Origin of the sequence: Streptomyces sp. NPDC058326 (assembly GCF_042879855.1) — a bacterium.
In the GTDB taxonomy this organism is placed as follows: domain Bacteria; phylum Actinomycetota; class Actinomycetes; order Streptomycetales; family Streptomycetaceae; genus Streptomyces.
In genome coordinates this window covers 1-17,024 of sequence record NZ_JBHVZO010000024.1, presented here as the reverse complement: position 1 = coordinate 17,024, position 17,024 = coordinate 1, and the positions used below count along the sequence as shown (strand labels likewise).

The following is a 17,024-nucleotide window of genomic DNA, read 5'->3' as shown; positions in this document are numbered from 1 at the left end:
TTCCGCTTCCTCCGGCGGATCGGCTCAGCGCCCGGGAAGCATGCGCTCCACCGCCGCGTTGGCGGGCGGCAGGCCGGGCGTACCGGCCGGCGCGGGCTTGGGGTCCAGGACGCCGCTGAGCGGCACGACCGACGGCAGGTTCATCCCACCGGTGTCGGCGGCCGCGGTGCCGGCGGCGGAGAGGCCTCCGGTCGCGGCGAGACAGGACAGGGCGGCTGCGGTGAGGATCTTCTTCATGCCCGCTTCAACACGGACGACGCAGGTCCGGTTACGACCGCCCGTCCGCCCGTCCGCGCGTCCGCACGGTCCTCCGTCGCCCGTCCCCGTACCCTCACGGTCCTGCGTCGCCCGTCCGCGCGTCCTCAGGGCCCTTCGTCGCCCGTCCTCCTGCCCTCACGTTGCCCTCACGGCCCTACGCCTCCGCGATGAGGGCCGTCGCGACCGTACGGAAGCCGAGCCGGCCATAGAGGCGGGCCACGTCCGCGTCGGTCGCCGACAGGAAGACGAGCTCAGCCCCGTGGGCGCGGGCGTCCGCGACCAGGGCCGCCGTCACCGCGAGACCCAGGCCCCGGCGCCTCGCCGCCGGGACGGTGCCGACGCCGACGACCTCGGAGACCGGCCCGACGGGCTGGTGCTGACCGGCCGCGAGAGCGTGTCCCGTACCGTCGAGCGCCGCCGCGAGCCGGGTCCACCCCGCCCCGATCCTGGCGCCGACGTGCGCGGCGGCGCCAGGATCGGGGGTGGCGCCGAACGCGGCGTACGGGGCGGCGGCGGCGCTCTCCAGGGCGGAGTCGTCCGCGCCGACCATCCGCACGGTGACGCCCTCCGGCTCCGGTACGGCGGCCCCGTCGCCCTCCAGGACCATCAGCGGGTGCTCGTGCACGGTGAGCCCGCTCGCCTCCACGGCCGCCCGCAGCCCCGGGGTGGTCTCCGCGACCCACTCGAAGGCCTCGGGCACACCGAGCTCCCGCTGCCGGGCCCGGACCTTCTCCACGGCCTCGACCGGGATCTCGCCGGTGGCCCCCAGGGCCGGCCGCGCGTAATAGGGCCAGCCCTCCCCCTCCCGCACGAAGAGGGTCAGCGGCCCGAACTCCTCCGCGCGTGCGGAGGACCGGGGGACGGCGTCGTAGTACGTCTCGATTCGCTTCAGCACCGGGCCACGGTAGGCGCAGGGGCGGGGCGGCGCAGGCGGATTTCCGGGCCGCCCGCCCGGGAACAGCGCGGCGCCTCTGCCGTACCTCTCGGAAATCCGCACCGCACCCCCTACCGTGCCGCTATGCGGATCTCGACCACGATCTTCCTGACCGACGAGACCATCACCCCGGTACGGCTCGCGCGCGACCTCGAACAGCGCGGGTTCGCCGGGCTCTACCTCCCCGAGCACACCCATATCCCGGTGGAACGGGCCACGCCCTACCCGGCGGGCGGCGAGCTGCCCCGGGAGTACGGGCGCACCCTGGACCCCTTCGTGGCGCTCGGGCAGGCCGCCGCCGTCACCGAACGGCTCGGGCTCGGCACCGGCATCACGCTGGTCGCCCAGCACGACCCGATCGCCCTCGCCAAGCAGATCGCCACCCTCGACCACCTCTCCGGCGGCCGCTTCACCCTCGGCGTCGGCTACGGCTGGAACCGCGAGGAGGCCGCCGACCACGGCGTCGACTGGCCGACCCGCCGTGAGCTCACCTCCGACCGGCTCGACCTGATGCGAGCCCTGTGGGCGCCGGAGCCCACGGCGTACGCGGGGAAGTCCGGCGCCTCGGTGCGCGCCTCGGAAGCCTGGCCCAAGCCCGCCGGCGGGGCGCCCCGCACCCTCCTGGGCGGCGCGGCGGGACCGAAGCTCTTCGCGGAGATCGCGGCGCGGACGGACGGCTGGATGCCGATCGGCGGCCGGGGCCTGACGGAGTCCCTCCCGGTCCTGCGCGAGGTGTGGGAGGAGGCCGGCCGCGACCCGAAGGCCCTCCAGGTCGTCCCGTACGCGGTCCTCCCGAACCCGGGCAAGCTCGCGCGCTACGCGGAACTGGGCTGCGAGGAGGTCGTCCTCCAGCTGCCGCCGGGGGGTGAGCGGGAGGTGCTGGGGATTCTGGACGCGTACGCCCAGTACCTCTGAGCGATCGACTTCGGAATACACGTCGCCCCGCCACCGGTCGGCCAGGAGGGGCGGCTGCGCTTCGCGACGAACGAGGCGGCGAGGCATGGGGCGAACTCGCCGCCTTCCTGCGGGGACCCGAACCCTCCCCTTCGGAGCCGCTCGTATGCTCGGTTCATGACGGATCACCAGGAAGCCCGGCCCACCGCGAACGCCATGCGTCGCGCCCTCAAGCGGGCCAGGGACGGGGTGGCGCTCGATGTCGCCGAGGCCGCCGTGCTGTTGGCGGCGCGGGGGGACGATCTGACGGATCTGGTCGCCTCCGCCGGGCGGGTGCGGGACGCCGGGCTCGAAGCGGCCGGGCGGCCCGGGGTCATCACGTACTCGAAGAGTGTGTTCATCCCGCTCACCCGCCTCTGCCGCGACAAGTGCCACTACTGCACCTTCGTCACCGTCCCCGGCAAGCTCCGCAAGGACGGCCACGGGATGTTCATGTCGCCGGACGAGGTGCTCGACGTCGCACGGCGCGGGGCCGCCATGGGCTGCAAGGAGGCCCTCATCACCCTGGGAGACAAGCCCGAGGACCGGTGGCCCGAGGCCCGCGAGTGGCTCGACGCGCACGGGTACGACGACACGATCGCGTACGTACGTGCCATGGCGATCCGCGTCCTGGAGGAGACCGGCCTCCTCCCGCACCTCAACCCGGGCGTGCTGTCGTGGACCGACTTCCAGCGCCTCAAGCCGGTCGCCCCGTCCATGGGCATGATGCTGGAGACGACCGCGACCCGGCTCTGGTCGGAGCCCGGCGGCCCCCACTACGGGTCCCCCGACAAGGAACCGGCCGTCCGGCTCAGGGTCCTGGAGGACGCGGGCCGCTCCTCCGTCCCCTTCACCTCCGGGCTGCTCCTCGGCATCGGGGAGACCCTGGAGGAGCGGGCGGACTCCCTGTTCGCACTGCGGCGGGTGGCGAGGGCGTACCACTCGGTCCAGGAGCTGATCATCCAGAACTTCCGCGCCAAGCCCGACACGGCCATGCGCGGCACGCCGGACGCCGAGATCGACGACCTCGTCGCCACGGTCGCCGTCGCCCGGCTCATCATGGGGCCCTCCGCCTGCCTCCAGGCCCCGCCGAACCTCGTCGACTCCGCGTACGAGCGGCTCATCGCCGCCGGCATCGACGACTGGGGCGGGGTCTCGCCGCTCACCATCGACCACGTCAACCCCGAGCGGCCCTGGCCGCAGATCGAGGAGCTGGCCGAGCGCTCCCGCGCCGCCGGTTTCGCACTGCGCGAGCGCCTGTGCGTCTACCCCGAGTTCGTCACCCGGGGAGAACCCTGGCTGGACCCCCGGCTCCTCCCGCACGTCCGCGCCCTCGCCGACCCCGAGACGGGTCTCGCCAACCCCGACGCGGAGGTACGCGGTCTGCCCTGGCAGGAGCCCGACGAGGCGTTCACCGCCGCCGGCCGCACCGATCTGCACCGCACCATCGACACCACGGGCCGTACGCACGACCGGCGCGACGACTTCGACGAGGTGTACGGCGACTGGGAGGCGCTGCGCGAGGCCGCCGCGCCCGGAATGGTCCCGGAGCGCATCGACACCGACGTCCGCGAGGCGCTGAGCACGGCCGCCGACGACCCGACGAGACTCACCGACGCCCAGGCCCTCGCGCTGCTCCACGCGGACGGTCCGGCGCTCGACGCGCTCACCCGCATCGCCGACGACGTCCGCACGTCCGTGTCCGGCGACGACGTCACGTACGTCGTCACCCGGAACATCAACTTCACCAACGTCTGCTACACCGGCTGCCGTTTCTGCGCCTTCGCCCAGCGCCGTACCGACGCCGACGCGTACACCCTCTCCCTCGACCAGGTCGCGGACCGCGCCCAGCAGGCGTGGGACGTCGGCGCCGTCGAGGTCTGCATGCAGGGCGGCATCCACCCGGACCTGCCCGGCACCGCGTACTTCGACATCGCGCGCGCGGTGAAGGAGCGGGTCCCCGGCATGCACGTGCACGCCTTCTCGCCGATGGAGGTCGTCAACGGCGCCACCAGGACGGGCCTTTCGATCCGTGAATGGCTGACGGCCGCGAAGGAGGCCGGCCTCGACTCGATCCCCGGCACCGCCGCCGAGATCCTCGACGACGAGGTCCGCTGGGTCCTCACCAAGGGCAAGCTGCCGACGGCGACGTGGATCGAGGTGATCACCACGGCGCACGAGCTGGGCATCCGCTCGTCGTCCACGATGATGTACGGGCACGTGGACCAGCCCCGGCACTGGCTCGGCCACTTCCGCACCCTCTCCCGCATCCAGCAGGAGACAGGCGGCTTCACCGAGTTCGTGACCCTCCCCTTCATCCACACCAACGCGCCGGTCTACCTCGCGGGCATCGCCCGCCCCGGCCCGACCGCCCGCGACAACCGCGCGGTCATCGCGATGGCCCGGCTCCTCCTCCACCCGCACATCCCGAACATCCAGACCAGCTGGGTGAAGCTCGGCACGGACGGCGCCGCCGAGATGCTCCGCTCGGGCGCCAACGACCTGGGCGGCACCCTGATGGAGGAGACCATCTCCCGGATGGCCGGGTCGAGTTACGGCTCGTACCGCTCGATCCGCGACCTGGAGGCCATCGCGGAGGCGGCGGGCCGCCCGGCGAAGCCCCGGACGACCCTGTACGGCGAGGTGCCGGAGGAACGGCAGTGCACGGCGAGGGCGTCGGACGGCCACCTCCCGGAGCTGCTGCCGGTCCTGCCGGCGGAGTGAGGTGGAGGTCCGGCGCTCTTCGGTCAAAAGCGGCCTGAAGGGCGTCGGATCACATAACGTTCCGGCCCCTGAACGGACGTACCCGGTCGATTACAGTGCTGCGCAGACCGGTCTACGGGGGGAGGGCACGTCGTGGCCACGACAGCCGCGGCCGTGTGGGGCCGCGCCGAACAGCAGGACTTCCGGGCCCGCGTACGGGGCTGTCTGCTCGGCGGGGCCCTCGGCGACGCCCTGGGCGCGGGCGTCCAGGACCTCACCCTCGACGGGATCCGCGACGCCCACGGACCTGACGGACTCATCGAGCCCGTTCCCGCGTTCGGCCGCAGGGGCGCCGTCACCGCCGCCACCCAGATGGGCCTCTTCACCGTCGACGGCCTGATCCGCGCCCAGGTGCGCCGCGACACCGGCGTCTGGCATCCGCCCACCGACGTCCACCGGGCGCATCTGCGCTGGGCCGCCACCCAGCGCGACTGGGGCCCCGACGAACGCCGCAAGGACAACGGCTGGCTCGCCCGCGAGGAGTGGCTCTACGCCCGCCGCAACCCGCCCCGCGCCTGCCTCACCGGCCTCGGCGACGAGCACGTCGGCACCCTCGACAAGCCCAAGAACCCCACCGCCGGCGACTCCGGCGCGGTCGTCCGCTCCGCCCCCTTCGGGCTGCTCGTCGGCTGGGAGCCGCAGCTCGTCTGCCAGCTCGCCGTCGAATGCGCGGTCCAGACCCACGGCGCCCCCGCCGCGAGCCTCGCCGCGGGCGCCTTCGCGGTCACCGTCCACGGCCTGGCGCGCGGCGGCTCCGTCGAGGCGGCCGTCGACCGGGCCCTCGGACAGCTGGCGGCGCGCCCCGGCCACGAGCCGGTCACCGAGGCGCTCGGCCGCGCCCTCGGAGCCGTACGGGAAGGAGCGCCGGACCCCGAGCGGGTGACGGCCCTCGGCGCGGGGGAGGACCGGGCCGAGGGACAGCTGGCGGCGGCCGTCTACTGCGCCCTGGTCGGTGAGGACGTACGGCACGGGCTGCGGCTCGCGGTCAACCACGACGGGCCCTCGGCGGCGACGGGGGCGCTCACCGGCGCGCTGCTCGGAGCCCTGCACGGCGAGACGGCCCTCCCGCCGGCCTGGCTGGCCGAGCTCGAGGGCCGTTCGACGGTCCTGGAACTCGCGGACGACTTCTCGATGGAGATGACGCAGGGCGCCGCCCTGCACACCCCGGCCGAGTCCTCGCCCGGCTGGCTGGCCCGCTACCCGAGGGGCTGATCCGAGCGGTCGCCGCCGGTCTGCGCGGGAATCGCCGCCGCTCCGGCGGGGCTCCCGTCGTCCGAGTGGAGCTTGTCGAGGACCGCGTCCCGGTCCGGGGTGTCCTCCGGCCTGATGAAGCCGATGAGGATGTACAGGATCAGGGAGGTGGCGAGCGGCGAGACGATCTGGATCTGCAGCTCGATGCCGTCGAGACCGTAGTTGGTCAGCCAGAAGGCGAAGAGACCGGCCGCCCACGAGACCAGCGCCGCCGTCGGTCCGGACTTCCGGAAGGTCCGCAGCAGGCCGAGCATGAACGGGATCGCGATCGGTCCCATCAGACCGGCCACCCACTTGATGACGACGGTGATGATGTCCTTGAACGCGGGGGAGTTGACCTGGGTGGCGACCGCCATCGACAGCGCGAGGAACGCGATCGTCGACCAGCGCGCCGCGATCAGCCCGGCCTGCTGCGTCCAGGTCCGCGCGGCCTTGCTCATGACGGGCGCGATGTCGCGGGTGAAGACGGCCGCGATGGCGTTGGCGTCGGAGGAGCACATGGCCATGGTGTGCGAGAAGAAGCCGACGATGACCAGGCCGAGCAGGCCGTGCGGCAGCAGCTGCTCGGTCATCAGGGCGTAGGAGTCGGAGGCGTCGGGCTTCTTCGGGTCGACGAGCAGCGGCGCGACCCACATGGGGAAGAAGAGGACCAGCGGCCAGACGAACCAGAGGACGGCGGAGAGCCGGCCGGACCGGGTGGCCTCGCGGGCGTTGGGGGTGGCCATGTAGCGCTGGGCCTGGTTCCACATGCCGCCGCTGTACTCGAAGGTCTTGATGAAGAGGTACGCGAGCAGGAACGTCATCGTGTACGGGCCGGCGGTCGGCGCGGTGTGCCCCTGGAGCTCGGGCCGGTCCCAGACCGTCCACAGGGCGCTGAAGCCGCCCAGTTTCGCGAGCACGGCGACGAGCATCGCGATGCCGGCGAAGAACTGGATGATGAACTGCCCCAGTTCGGTGAGGGCGTCGGCCCACAGGCCGCCGACCGTGCAGTAGATGCCGGTGATCACGCCGGTGATGAGGATGCCCTGGTTGAGGGAGATGCCGGTGAAGACGGAGAGCAGGGTGGCGATGGCGGCCCACTTGGCGCCGACGTCGACGATCTTGAGGAGGACGCCGGACCAGGCGAGCGCCTGCTGCGTGGGCAGGTTGTAGCGGTTCTTCAGGTACTCGAGCGGGGACGCCACGTGGAGCCGCGACCTGAGCCGGTTGAGGCGGGGCGCGAAGAGGTGCGCGCCGATGGCGATGCCGATCGCGATGGGGAAGGACCAGGTGACGTAGGACGTGACGCCGTAGGTGTAGGCGATGCCGGCGTACCCGGTGAACATCACGGCGCTGTAGCCCGACATGTGGTGCGAGATGCCGGAGAGCCACCAGGGCATCTTGCCTCCGGCGGTGAAGAAGTCGGAGACGTCGTCCACGCGCTTGTGGGACCAGACGCCGATCGCGACCATCACGCCGAAGTAGCCGATGAGCACGGCCCAGTCGAGACTGTTCATTGCGCCCCCTCCATGAGATCCGGTCCGTCTTGTGAACGCGGTTCATCGTGTGGGGAGTCACAAGGCAGGGACAATGCAAAGGAGGGTCAAGGGACAGTAAAATCGTTCTGCTTACTGACCCTTGTTCATGAGTGTGAATCTGCGGGTGTGGCCGCGCGTACGGGTCAGCGCATCAGCTCACCCGCGTTGACCAGCAACGACTGGCCCGTGATCGCCCGCGCCCGGTCCGAGGCGAGGAAGGCCACCGCCTCCGCCACGTCCCCGTCGGTCGCGAGCTCGGGAAGCGCCATCCGCTCGGTCAGCCGGCCGAGCACCGTCTCCTCCGGCACTCCTTCGGCGCCCGCCGCGATCCGGACGTACGCCTGTACCGGCGGCCCCCACATCCACCCGGGCAGCACGGTGTTGACCCGGATCCGGTGCGGTCCGAGCTCGTGCGCGAGCGAGTACATCGCGGAGGTGAGCGCCCCCTTCGACGCCGCGTACGCCGCCTGCCGCACCTGCGAGGGCGCGGCCACGGAGGACTGTGTGCCGATGAGGACCACGGAACCGCCGCGCTCCTTCAGCACCGGCAGGCAGGCCCGGGTCATCCGCAGCGTGCCGAGCAGATTGACGTCGAGGACGGACTGCCAGGTCGCGAAGTCGGCGTCCTCGAGGCCGCCGAAGTGGGAGTCCAGGGCGGCCACGTGGACCACCGCGTCGAGCCCGCCGAATCGCTCCACCGCGAGCGCGGCGAGGGCCTCGCACTGGTCCTCGTCGGTGATGTCGGTGACCCGGTACGCGGTACGGCGCCCCTCCGGGTCGATCCCGGCGGCGGACCTGGCGAGATTGTCCTCGGTGCGCGCCCCGAGCACCGCGTTGCCCCCGTCCCGCACCACCGTCGCGGCGACCCGGTGCCCGAGCCCGGCGCCGACGCCCGACACGACGACCGTCTTCCCCTGGAGCGGCATCCGGACCCCTCTCGACCCTGGCCAAGTAACTGACGGGCCGTCAGAGTAGGTCTCCGGCACCTACTTGGGAAGGGGTACGAGAGTGAGCGAGGAGACCCGCAGGGCCGCCGTCGCGACAGGTGAGGCGTACGCGGAGCTGGCGTCCGTCGGTCCGTACGGCGTCCGGCCCGGCCACGCGCTGATCACCATGGTCGAACCGCACCCGGGCCACGAGTACACGTACAACCGCTGGTACGAGGACGATCACTACTACGCGGGCGCCATGGCCATGCCCTGGATGTACGCCGGTCGCCGCTGGGTCGCCACCCGCGACCTCCAGGAGCTGCGCCGCCCGGAGAAGTCCGCCGTCGCCCGGCCCGTCACCGCCGGCTGCTACCTCTCCACGTACTGGATCACCGAGGGCCGCTACGACGAGCACATGAGGTGGACCGTCGGCATCAACAAGCGGCTCAACCGCGACGCCCGCGTCCACCAGGAACGGACGCACGTCTTCACCTCGTTCCAGGACCATGAGGCGACCGTCTACCGCGACGGGCCCGCCGGCCCCCGCGACTTCCACGCCCTCGACCACCCCTATGCCGGGCTCGTCCTCCAGGTCGTCGACACCGAGGGGCCCGGGGAACGGGCGGCGCTGCTCGACCGGCTGCGGACCCGGGAGCTCCCGCGCCGGCTCGCCGGCTCACCGGCGGCGATGGTCACGGTCTTCCGGCCCACCCCGCTGCCCGGCGACCGCATGACGTACGTGAAGCAGGTCGAGGGCGTCGACACCCGCCTGACGCTGCTCTGGTTCCTGGAGCGGGACCCCCGGGAGTGCTGGGCGGAACACTTCGCGGACCTGGAGTCGCTCGGGGAGGCGGGAGGCCGGGTGGAGCTGGTGGCGCCGTTCGTCCCGACGGTGCCGGGAACGGACCGGTACGTGGACGAACTGCGCTGAGCCGGGGCCTTCCGGGTACGACCGAGCCCCCTCGGCCAGGACGGCGGACCGGACGAGAGGGCTCTTCGGGTACTGCTGGTGACGACGGGGACGCATCGGGGCTCAGAGCGCCCCGTTGCTCACCTCGCCGACGAACGCGTTCCACGAGCCCGGTCCGAAGGAGAGGGACGGGCCTTCGGGGGCCTTGGAGTCCCGTACCGCGATCGCGGCGAGGACGGGGGACTTCACTTCGACGCAGGCCCCGTTCCCGCCGGAGTACGAAGACTTGGTCCACGTGTCCGTTGCACCCTGAATGATCGCCATGAGACTCAACTCCGGTTCTGCCCGTGGGGATGTGGCACCGACCTTCTTGGCGGCGTGATCGACGCTACTCGCCGGTCCCGGCCGGTGGGACCGGCGTTCACACGTCCGAGTGGCATATTCCAGATCGGCTTCCGTGGGAGCGATCACCCGGTGTACCGTGCCTGCCCCGGTCGGCTCGGAGTTCCCGCCGACCCCTCGGAGTCAGCCCCTCGCGTGCTTCTTCACCATCTCCGAGATGAAGTCACGGGTCTGCTCGACGTTCAGCGCCTGCGCCCTGAGGTGCTCGTACATGACGCTGTACTTGCCGACGTCCTGCGCCTTCTCCAGATACAGGTCGCTCGTCACGCCCTCGATGTAGACGACGCTGGAGTCCGAGGTGTCCGGGAACTCCAGGATCGAGTACTGGCCACTGATCCCCGGATGCGCGCCCATCTCGAACGGGATGACCTGCACGGTGACGTGCGGCAGGTGCGACTGCTCGATGAGGTGCTCCAGCTGCTCCGCCATCAACTGCCGGCTGCCGACGATCCGGTGCAGCGCACCCTCGTCGATGACCGCCCACAGGCGCAGCGGACGCTCCTCGTCCCGGATCCGCTCCTGACGGCGGGTGCGGACCGTGACCCGCTTCTCGATGTCGGTCGGCGTCGACTCCGGCATCGCGCCGGAGATCACGGCCTCCGCGTAGGCAGGGGTCTGCAGCAGTCCGGGGATGATCTGCGACTCGTACATCCGCAGGCTCTCCGCGTCCGTCTCCAGACCGATGTAGACGCTGTACGGGATGTCGCCGAAGGCGTGCCACCAGCCCTGCTGGCGCGAGTCCTTGGCCATCTGCATGAGGGAGTCGACCATGCGCTCGTCCTCGACCTCGTACACGCCGCACAGGTCACGGACATCGCGCTGGCTGATGGAGCGACGGCCGTTCTCCAGCCGGCTGATCTTGGACTGGGAGACGAGAAGACGCTCGGCGACCTGCTCGGCCGTCATGTTCTTCGCCTCGCGGAGCTTGCGCAGCTCCTGGCCCAATCGGCGTCGCCTGACGGTGGGATTGACGTTGGACGCCACGGAAACTGCACCTCCGGCTGTCTGCTGCGTAGCTGTGAGTATCTACCGCTTGGCAGACTGCCACCAATGGCCGGGTGTGCGCTGGAAAATGACCACAACGTATGCGCGGGGGAACAGGAACGTTCCTGCGCGCTCCGGGGTGTGAACGGGGCGTCGGACGAGGTGCGTACGTCCGCGCCCCGGCGGCGCGCGTACGTGTGCGGGGCGGCCGTAAGACCGCCCCGCACACCGTGCGGCTCCCGGGTGGGTTCCTCGGAGTCGTCCTAGTGCGCCGCCGCGCGGGCCATGCTGCCGCGAGGCTGCGCCGGGACACCCGCGGCGCTCCGGCGCGGCTGTGCCGCCGCGCCGTTCTGGACGTCCATCACGGCGTGCGCCACGAGTCCGCCCATGGGGTCGTGCCGGATCAGATCGCGCAGCCGGGACCGCGACGACCGTCCTTCGTTGCCGGGGTACAGGTGCTTGCCGAGCCCGACCGCGTGGGCCAGCGCGGCAAGCGCCGCGGTCCGCGGGTCCGGCGGTACGCCGGTGCGGATCGCACTGTCCAGCCGGGAACGGATCTCCCGACTGATCGCCGTCTCCGTCGCCTGGTAGCGAGTCGTCGGCAACACCCCGCACATCTGGCCCTCCACGGCATGCACCATGCCGCATCGCTCCAGATGCGAGAGATACGTCTGGCGGAGCCCCAGTCGGGGCCCGCCGATCCAGTGGACGGCCCGGACCGGACTGCCACGCCTGCGCAGCAGTTCCAGTGCGGAGTCCAAGGTCGGATCTCCGGTCGGCCGTGGCATCACCACGGCGATACGATCCCCGTCAGGGGCTATCCGGCCTGCCAGTGCCAGCTCCACTAGCTGAGCTCCGGCCAGACCGAGGTCGAGCGACTGCGGCTGCGCTGTGGTACCCGTGGTCGGGTCCAGAGCGAGCAACAGAAGCTCTTCCGGAATACTTCTGCGGCTCCTGCCCATCCATGCCTCCCCGCGTGGATGAATGACAGGGTGACCCCTCTCACATTCATCTGTCGAGAGTGCCTGGGTGGTTCATCCGGGAACCAGTAGGTATGTCGTTCTCGTCTAGCACGGGGGCCAAGGGGTTCACACAGGACACTGGTACACGGACCGGTACATGGTCCGTACGTACGCATGACGCATGGAGGAGGCACGGTGGCGGGCGAGTCCCCCGACAGGGCGGAGCAGCAGGGGTCGTCTCAGGAGACGGCGGCCTCGGGCGGCGGCGGCCGGGATCCTCGGCTTTCCGTGCTGCGTGAGTCAGACGCCTCGTCGGCCTCGTCGGTTCAGGTCGACCAGCCGACGGCCGTCTTCAAGAACCTGGCCCCGCGGACCCCGGAGGACGACGCGCCGACGGCCGGGCCGGAGACGAAGCCGGAGACTCGCGCGCCGGAGCCGGAGACTCGCGAGCCGGAGGGCGAGCGCCTGAAGGCGGCGGTGGCGGCGTGGGTCGCGACGGCGGGGGAGTCGGAGGACGCGGGGCCGCAGGGCGACGCTGAATCCGAGCCCGAGTCCGAGTCGCAGTCCGAGCCTGAGCTCGAGTCGCTGTCCGAGCCCGGGCCCGAGGACGCTTCGACGAGTGTCGAGGCCGTTGCCGACGACGAGGCCGCTGAGCCGGCCGGCACGACGACGGCCGACGCCCCGGCAGAGGCTCCGGCCGACGACGTGGCTGCGGCACCCGCCGAGGAGCCCGTCCAGGAGCCCGTCCAGGAGCCCCTGGAGGTGCCCGGAGAGGCGAAGGAGTCCGCCGAGTCCTGGTTCGCGGCGCGGAAGCCGGGGACGGCGGACGAGAAGCCCTCGGAGCCCACCCCGCCGATCGCGCGGGAGCCCGGGGCCGGGTCTGCGTCCCCGACGCCGTCCGGGTCCGGGTCTGCGTCGCCGTCGCCGTCCGCGTCCGCGGTCGAGTCCGGAACCCCGTCGCCGGCCGCGTCCGAGCCCGGGTCCGGAACCCCGACGCCGGCCGCGTCCGGGCCGGGGTCCGGCTCCGCGTCCGCGCCCGAGTCCGGCTCCCCGGCCGCGGGTGAGGACGAGGACCCGGAGCCGGTCGACCAGCCGACCACGATGTTCAAGGCCGTCCGTCTGCCCGCGGCGCCCCCCGTGGACCAGCCGACGACCGCGCTGAAGCTTCCGCCCCGCCTGGGCGCGGACTCCGACAGCGAGCGCACCAGCACCTTCCTGCCGCTGCGTGCGGACATCCCGGCCGAGCAGAAGGCCGAGAAGGCCGCCGAGCGCGCCGGCACGGCGCGGAAGGCCTCCCAGGCATCCGCACCGGCACAGGCATCCGCACCGGCGTCCGCGCCCGCACCGGAGGCGGCCAGGCCCGCCAGGACCGACCCGGCCCCCACCCCCGTACCGCCGGCGGCCGCTCTCGCGGAGGCGGAGCGGACGCGGCAGCAGCCGTTGCCGCCGCTGCCCCCGCTCGACCTGCTCGCCGAGCTGACGAACACACCGCCGCCGCCGCCGACCCCGCTGCGGACGACCATGCGCCGGGTCCGGATCTGGACGCCGCTGGTCCTGCTCGTCCTGATCGTCTTTGCGATCGTGCAGATGGTCCGCCCGCTGCCCGCGCCCGTCCTGACGCTCTCCGCCGCGCCGACCTTCACCTTCGGGGGCGGCGAGCTGAAGATGCCGTGGCCGACCGAGGGGCAGGGCGCCGTCGAGGTCGAGGGCGTGGGTTCCATGGGCACGTACGGGGCACAGAAGCCGGCCCCGATCGCGAGCGTCACGAAGACGATGACGGCGTACGTGATCCTCCGGGACCACCCGCTCAAGGGGAAGCAGCAGGGCCCCGAGATCACCATCGACAGGAAGGCCGCCGAGCAGGCCAAGGCGGAGCACGAGTCGACGGCGGCGGTCCAGGAGGGCCAGACCTACTCGGAGAAGGAGCTCCTCCAGCTCCTCATGATCCCCTCCGCGAACAACGTGGCCCGGCTCCTGGCCAGGTGGGACGCCGGTTCGGAGGCCGCGTTCGTCGAGAAGATGAACGCCGCCGCCAAGGACCTGGGCATGACCCAGTCCACGTACACGGACCCGTCCGGTCTGCTGGACAGCACCGTGTCGACCCCGCAGGACCAGCTGAAGCTGGCGAAGGCGGTCATGCAGTACGACGTGTTCCGGGAGATCGTGAACACGCCGAACACGACGATCGAAGGCGTCGGCCGGATCGAGAACAACAACAGCAGCATCCTGCTGAAGCCGGGGGTGAGCGGCATCAAGACCGGCTCCTCCACCCCGGCGGGCGGCAATCTGCTCTGGTCGGCCAACACGGTCGTCGACGGCAAGATCAGGCGCATCCTCGGCATCGTGATGGGGGCCAAGGACGCCGACCAGCTCGGCAAGAAGCTCCAGCTCTCCATCGACTACAGCTACGAGCTGATCAAGAAGGCCCAGGACGACGTCACCTCGGCCGCCGTGGTCCGCAAGGGCCAGGTCCTCGGTTACGTCGACGACGGCCTCGGCGGCCGCACGCCGGTCGTGGCCACCGAGGAGCTCAAGGCGATCGGCTGGCCGGGCCTCGAGGTGAAGCTGGAGCTCACCGACGGCGGCAAGGTCCTCCCGCACGTGGGCAGGGCCGGCGACATCGTCGGGCAGGTGTCCATCGGCACCGGCGCCGGCAAGGTCAGCTCCCCGGTCGCCCTCAAGACGGACCTGGTGGAGCCCGGCTTCGACAAGAAGCTGACGCGCGTGGGCTGAGCAGCGCGAGCGCGGGCCGGGAAACACCCGCGTGGGCTGAGAAGCCACCCGCTCGGCTGGGCGCCCCGGTTCTCCGGGGCGCCCAGCTGTTAGCGTCTTCGGGGGACGAGACGCACGCGTGACACACGTGAGAAGTGAGACGGGCAGCACGGGAAAGGGCCGCAGTGACCACCGCCGAGCCGACACGCGCCGACCGCGCCGACAGCGGATCCGACCATGAGTCCGCCCCAGTCCCCGCCGCCCCCGTTCCCGCCGCCACCGTCCCCCTCCCTTCCGTCCCCGTCCCTGCCGTCCCCGCCCCCGAGCCCCGTCCCGACCGCGCCGAAGCCGGATCCGCCCGTGAAGCCGAACGTGAAGCCCCCCACGACTCCGCCTCCGACTCGAACCCCACCCCTTCTTCACACTCGCGAATAGTGCTCCCAGCGCAGCGGCACGCCCCGCCCTCCATGGACGCGACGCCCCCCTCTCCGGGGTCGGCGGCTCCGGCACCCGCGTCCCGGCCGCCCCGGCGGAAGCGTCGCTACACGGTCATGGCGGCCACCGGACTCGCGGCCGTCACCCACGTCCTCTGGTTCTTCTTCTTCGCGAACAGCGGTGGGGACCTGGCCGCGCAGGACGCCTGGGCGGAGTTCGTCGGGCGGCACCCGGACTCGGCGTACAACCTGGCCTGGTACGGCGGGATGCACCCGGTCTCGTACAGCGTCGTGTCGCCGTATCTGATGTCCCTGCTCGGTGTACGCAGCACGATGATGGTGGCCGGGACGCTGTCGGCCGCGCTGATCGCGCTGATCCTGGTGCGGGTGCCGACGGTCCGTAATCCGCTGGCCTGTTCGGTCGCGGGCGTCTTCGCTCTCCTGTGCAACGCGCTGTCGGGGCGGGTCACGTTCGGCCTCGGCATGATGTTCGCGCTCGGCGCGGTCGCGGCCGTGTTCTGCTGGCCTCACCGCTGGCGCCGCAAGCGCTGGGCCAAGGCCGCGGTGGCCGCCCCGCTCGCCGGTCTGGCGACGGCGTGCAGCCCGGTCGCGGGTCTGTTCCTCGGGGTGGCGGCGGCGGCGCTGTTCCTCAACAAACGGCGCCCCGGCGCGTACGCCCTCGGGCTCGCGCCGGTGGCCGTGGTCGCCCTCTCCTCCTGGCTCTTCCCCTTCTCCGGGACGCAGCCGATGGCGTTCGGCTCGACGGCGCTGCCGCTGGCGTTCGGGGCGCTGGTGTTCCTCCTCGTGCCGGCGGACTGGCGGACGGTCCGCACGGCCGCCGCGGTCTACACGCTCGGCACGCTCCTGACGTGGCTGATCGACTCGCAGATCGGGTCGAACATCTCGCGGCTCCCGATGCTCTTCGCCGGTGTCGTGCTGCTCGCGGCCCTGCCGTACACGGCGCCGCGCTCCCGCCGCTGGTACGCGCTGCTGCTCGCCTTCGCGGGCCTGAACTTCTGGATCGGCTTCAAGGGCGTCGACGACGTGATCCGCACGGCGCCGGACGCCTCCTGGGCGCGGGAGCTCGCGCCGCTCGTCAACCAGCTCCAGGTGCGGGGCGCGGGCAAGGCGCGGGTCGAGGTCGTACCGGCGTCCAGTCACCGCGAGTCGTCGGCGCTCAGCCCGTACATCAACCTGGCGCGGGGCTGGAACCGCCAGGCCGACATGGAACGCAACCCGCTCTTCTACGACGACACACTGAACGCCGTGAACTACGAGGAGTGGCTCGACCGCTGGGCCGTCCACTTCGTGGTGCTGCCCACCGGCACCCCGGACTCGGGCGCCGAGCAGGAGGCGGAACTGGTCGGCGAGGGCCTGCCGTACCTGAAGCAGGTCTGGTCGGACGCGAACTGGCGCCTGTACGAGGTCGAGAACCCGACCCCCCTCGCGGACCCGCCGGCCGAAGTGCACAGCGCGGAGGCGAACGAGGTCGTGATCAGCGTCGACCGCCCCGGCAGGGTCCTCATCCGCGTCCCGTACTCCCCTTGGCTGGCGCTCGTGGACGAGAACGGCGGCAAGATCGAACCGCCGCAGGAGACCGAGGCCTCGAAGCTGGCCCGCGAGGAGTCGGAGACGGAGCTCCCCAAGGTCTTCGCCAACGAGGAGGGCTGCCTGTTCAAGGCGGAGGCGGACACCGAGGGCGACGAGTGGACGGAGCTGGTCGCCCCGAAGGCCGGCGTCTACCGCCTGGCGGCCCCGTACAAGCTCTCACGCGGCACGGCCTGCCCGGAAGAACTCCGCTGACACGGGGCCAGGGCCTGTCCGCACATGCAAAGTCCGACGGTTTCCGGACACCCCCTAGGGGGTGTCCGGAAAGTCATGGGAGCCAGAGTCGGAGGCAGGCGAGGGTGACCATGGCTTGGTAATGGGTGGCTCGTTTGCGTAGCGGGTGGCCAGGGCCCGGTTCTGCTTGAGCCGGCTGAAGCAGCGTTCGATGACGTTGCGTCGTTGATAGGCGGCTTTGTCGAGGCGGCAG

General features: G+C 71.8%; 13 protein-coding genes and 1 pseudogene. 6 read left to right on the top strand and 8 right to left on the bottom strand.

Features of this window, described 5'->3' with window-relative positions; translation table 11 throughout:
- Positions 1-24: 24 nt before the first annotated feature.
- Positions 25-237, bottom strand: coding sequence for a hypothetical protein (locus ACFVYX_RS31840; RefSeq protein WP_389684954.1), 213 nt, complete (start codon positions 235-237; stop codon positions 25-27).
- Positions 238-412: 175 nt separating this feature from the next.
- Positions 413-1,153, bottom strand: a complete 741-nt coding sequence (locus ACFVYX_RS31835) for a GNAT family N-acetyltransferase (protein WP_389684953.1) — start codon at positions 1,151-1,153, stop codon at positions 413-415.
- A gap of 123 nt (positions 1,154-1,276) precedes the next feature.
- On the opposite strand from ACFVYX_RS31835, the gene ACFVYX_RS31830 reads away from it, so the two are divergent.
- From ACFVYX_RS31830 to ACFVYX_RS31820, 3 genes are all read left to right on the top strand, one after another.
- Positions 1,277-2,107, top strand: coding sequence for an LLM class F420-dependent oxidoreductase (locus ACFVYX_RS31830; RefSeq protein ID WP_389684952.1), 831 nt, complete (start codon positions 1,277-1,279; stop codon positions 2,105-2,107).
- Between the two features lie 156 nt (positions 2,108-2,263).
- Positions 2,264-4,849 carry a bifunctional FO biosynthesis protein CofGH gene (locus tag ACFVYX_RS31825; RefSeq protein ID WP_389684951.1) on the top strand — a complete coding sequence of 862 codons (2,586 nt, stop codon included), beginning with the start codon at positions 2,264-2,266 and terminating at the stop codon, positions 4,847-4,849.
- A 132-nt stretch (positions 4,850-4,981) separates the two neighbouring features.
- Positions 4,982-6,100, top strand: coding sequence for an ADP-ribosylglycohydrolase family protein (locus tag ACFVYX_RS31820; RefSeq protein ID WP_389684950.1), 1,119 nt, complete (start codon positions 4,982-4,984; stop codon positions 6,098-6,100).
- Here ACFVYX_RS31820 and ACFVYX_RS31815 read toward each other — a convergent pair.
- Positions 6,085-7,635: a sodium:solute symporter family protein gene (locus ACFVYX_RS31815; protein ID WP_389684949.1), complete on the bottom strand. Its 1,551-nt coding sequence runs from the start codon at positions 7,633-7,635 to the stop codon at positions 6,085-6,087. The two genes, ACFVYX_RS31820 and ACFVYX_RS31815, sit on opposite strands and share 16 nt — an antisense overlap.
- A gap of 164 nt (positions 7,636-7,799) precedes the next feature.
- On the bottom strand, positions 7,800-8,582 hold the full coding sequence (locus ACFVYX_RS31810) for an SDR family oxidoreductase (protein ID WP_389684948.1): 783 nt from the start codon (positions 8,580-8,582) through the stop codon (positions 7,800-7,802).
- 82 nt (positions 8,583-8,664) lie between these two features.
- On the opposite strand from ACFVYX_RS31810, the gene ACFVYX_RS31805 reads away from it, so the two are divergent.
- Positions 8,665-9,516: a hypothetical protein gene (locus ACFVYX_RS31805; protein WP_389684947.1), complete on the top strand. Its 852-nt coding sequence runs from the start codon at positions 8,665-8,667 to the stop codon at positions 9,514-9,516.
- A 102-nt stretch (positions 9,517-9,618) separates the two neighbouring features.
- Here the strand turns inward: ACFVYX_RS31805 and ACFVYX_RS31800 are convergent, their stop codons facing one another.
- The 3 genes from ACFVYX_RS31800 to ACFVYX_RS31790 form a co-directional block, all read right to left on the bottom strand.
- Positions 9,619-9,819: a DUF397 domain-containing protein gene (locus ACFVYX_RS31800; RefSeq protein ID WP_389684946.1), complete on the bottom strand. Its 201-nt coding sequence runs from the start codon at positions 9,817-9,819 to the stop codon at positions 9,619-9,621.
- Positions 9,820-10,020: 201 nt separating this feature from the next.
- A complete protein-coding gene (locus ACFVYX_RS31795) occupies positions 10,021-10,881 on the bottom strand; it encodes a helix-turn-helix domain-containing protein (protein ID WP_389684945.1) in 861 nt (286 codons plus the stop codon).
- Between the two features lie 263 nt (positions 10,882-11,144).
- Complete coding sequence (locus ACFVYX_RS31790) at positions 11,145-11,843, bottom strand: GPP34 family phosphoprotein (RefSeq protein ID WP_389684944.1); 699 nt, start codon at positions 11,841-11,843, stop codon at positions 11,145-11,147.
- 174 nt (positions 11,844-12,017) lie between these two features.
- Here ACFVYX_RS31790 and ACFVYX_RS31785 point away from each other — a divergent pair, with 174 nt between their 5' ends.
- Together ACFVYX_RS31785 and ACFVYX_RS31780 are read left to right on the top strand one after the other, a co-directional pair.
- Positions 12,018-14,576, top strand: a complete 2,559-nt coding sequence (locus tag ACFVYX_RS31785) for a serine hydrolase (RefSeq protein ID WP_389684943.1) — start codon at positions 12,018-12,020, stop codon at positions 14,574-14,576.
- 530 nt (positions 14,577-15,106) lie between these two features.
- Positions 15,107-16,792: an MFS transporter gene (locus ACFVYX_RS31780; protein ID WP_389684942.1), complete on the top strand. Its 1,686-nt coding sequence runs from the start codon at positions 15,107-15,109 to the stop codon at positions 16,790-16,792.
- Positions 16,793-16,865: 73 nt separating this feature from the next.
- Here the strand turns inward: ACFVYX_RS31780 and ACFVYX_RS31775 are convergent.
- Positions 16,866-17,024 (bottom strand): annotated as a pseudogene (locus tag ACFVYX_RS31775) (transposase); the annotation flags it as partial.

Coding starts and splice junctions, on each gene's coding strand:
- ACFVYX_RS31840 (WP_389684954.1), bottom strand. CDS start 237: ATGAAGAAGATCCTCACCGCAGCCGCCCTGTCCTGTCTCGCCGCGACC.
- ACFVYX_RS31830 (WP_389684952.1), top strand. CDS start 1,277: ATGCGGATCTCGACCACGATCTTCCTGACCGACGAGACCATCACCCCG.
- ACFVYX_RS31800 (WP_389684946.1), bottom strand. CDS start 9,819: ATGGCGATCATTCAGGGTGCAACGGACACGTGGACCAAGTCTTCGTAC.
- ACFVYX_RS31785 (WP_389684943.1), top strand. CDS start 12,018: ATGACGCATGGAGGAGGCACGGTGGCGGGCGAGTCCCCCGACAGGGCG.
- ACFVYX_RS31810 (WP_389684948.1), bottom strand. CDS start 8,582: ATGCCGCTCCAGGGGAAGACGGTCGTCGTGTCGGGCGTCGGCGCCGGG.
- ACFVYX_RS31780 (WP_389684942.1), top strand. CDS start 15,107: ATGGCGGCCACCGGACTCGCGGCCGTCACCCACGTCCTCTGGTTCTTC.
- ACFVYX_RS31790 (WP_389684944.1), bottom strand. CDS start 11,843: ATGGGCAGGAGCCGCAGAAGTATTCCGGAAGAGCTTCTGTTGCTCGCT.
- ACFVYX_RS31825 (WP_389684951.1), top strand. CDS start 2,264: ATGACGGATCACCAGGAAGCCCGGCCCACCGCGAACGCCATGCGTCGC.
- ACFVYX_RS31815 (WP_389684949.1), bottom strand. CDS start 7,635: ATGAACAGTCTCGACTGGGCCGTGCTCATCGGCTACTTCGGCGTGATG.